This window comes from Acinetobacter sp. V2 (assembly GCF_001188385.1).
Classification (GTDB): domain Bacteria; phylum Pseudomonadota; class Gammaproteobacteria; order Pseudomonadales; family Moraxellaceae; genus Acinetobacter; species Acinetobacter oleivorans.
On sequence record NZ_JZFB01000001.1, the window covers coordinates 713,559 to 715,340 of the forward strand.

The 1,782-nt window shown below is 38.7% G+C and carries 1 protein-coding gene and 1 pseudogene; one reads left to right on the forward strand and one right to left on the reverse strand.

The features are described 5' to 3' along the window. A pseudogene (locus UC75_RS19975) lies at positions 1–565 on the reverse strand (ABC transporter substrate-binding protein); the annotation flags it as partial. A 285-nt stretch (positions 566–850) separates the two neighbouring features. On the opposite strand from UC75_RS19975, the gene UC75_RS19980 reads away from it, so the two are divergent. Next, on the forward strand, positions 851–1,782 hold a 932-nt coding region (locus UC75_RS19980), incomplete at its 3' end, for a TonB-dependent receptor plug domain-containing protein (RefSeq protein WP_416202198.1).

Here is a 1,782-nt window from a genome sequence, read left to right on the forward strand (position 1 = left end):
GCAATGCAACAAAGCCGGGAATCGTACTAATAAAAGGAATACGAACTGTGTATTCATCTAGTTTTTGAATACGATCTCGGTCAATCCACTGCACCAGATTGCGAAATGGTGAAGCGAGTTTAGGATCTGTTAGACGTTTCACTGAAAAGATCACATCATCAGCAGTAATGGTTTTACCGTGATGAAATTCTAAGCCTTTGCGTAAACGGATGGTCCATTCACTTGCATTGTGATTAGGTTCTGCAAACTCCGCCAAAGCAAATCGGGGCAGCATATTTTCATCCCATTCCCATAACTTATTATAAATAGCGAAACCTCGTGTAATACCACTTCCCGATGCTGAAAGATGAGGATCTAGACTGCCTGATTGTTGTCCTCCAATCAGCCCCAAGCGTATAATTCCTCCATGCTTAGGCGTTGCTGAGGAGGTAGTTTTTGATTCGTTACTATTATCTGGAGAGGGGCCACAACCTGATAAACTGCCCATCAAAGAGGCGCCACCTAGCGCCGTGAGACTTTGTGTTAAAAATTTTCGTCGTGATAACTGAAATGTTTGATTTGTCATTATAAATACCTGATTAGATCTTCATCTTCTAAGGTATTGCAGAATAAATGCCAATATTTTTATATAATTTTAATATATTTATCAATAACTTATATAATTATTGTTTTTGGTGAGTGTCTCTATTTCAACAGCTTTGTTGAAAAAATAAACATGAATAGAATTGATAAGTAAACAATGAGAAATTAAAAACAATTGAATCAAATGGTTAGGGTAAATTATTTGGGCATTTAATGGTTGGCATAGGCTTTGCGTAACGCATTGTAAATTTACTTTACTGAGTGTGATATGAGACAGCCTTTTCAATTAAAACCTTTAGTTATTGCGCTTAGCGTATTAGGGGCAACTTTACCGTTATATGTTTTTGCCGAAGAAACGCCACAACAAGCAGGTGATTCTGAAAGTGATGTAATTACTTTGTCAGATGTAGTCGTTACTGGAGCAGCTAAGAAAACCACTGTTGTTCCCAAACGCAAAGTTACCTCAATTTATGGAACTGATAGCTCTGTATTGGATACCCCGCGTGTAATATCCCAAGTATCAGAACAACAATTTAGAGAAGATGTTATTCGCAGTGCTGATGATCTCGTCAAATATGCACCGAGTATTACGCGAGGCGGGGGACAAAATGCTAATTTTACTCCACAAATTCGTGGACAGAACTCGGAAGTTTTTCAAGATAGTCAACGCATTTACAGTACCCGTCATCCAACCAATCTCAATGCTTATGAAGGAGCCGATATTGTGGCAGGACCAACAGGTGTAATTTTTGCGCCGACTTCAGGTTCTGGCGGATATATTAACTACCTAACAAAAAAGCCTAATTTTAATAAAGCCGAAACCAATATCTCTGGGACTGTAGGTTCCATTTACTCAGGTAAAGGCGCAGAGCCTAATTTCTCTGTCAGTATTGATCATACGGCACCCATTTCAAAAGAATTAGCATTTCGTGTGAGCGCAACAGCACAAAAGACAGATGACTATTATGACAATGTGAAAAATAACTTTAATGCATTTTATGGGGCACTTGCTTGGCGTCCAAATGATCGTTTAAGGGTGGATTGGAATATCAGTTACGATGACTATTACGATTTTAATGTGACACATGGCTGGAATAGAGCATCGCAACAATCAGTTGATAATGGCCTTTATTACAAAGGTAGAGCTACGCCTATTATTCAAAACGGTTCGACTTTTTGGTCTCCAGTATTTGAATCAGG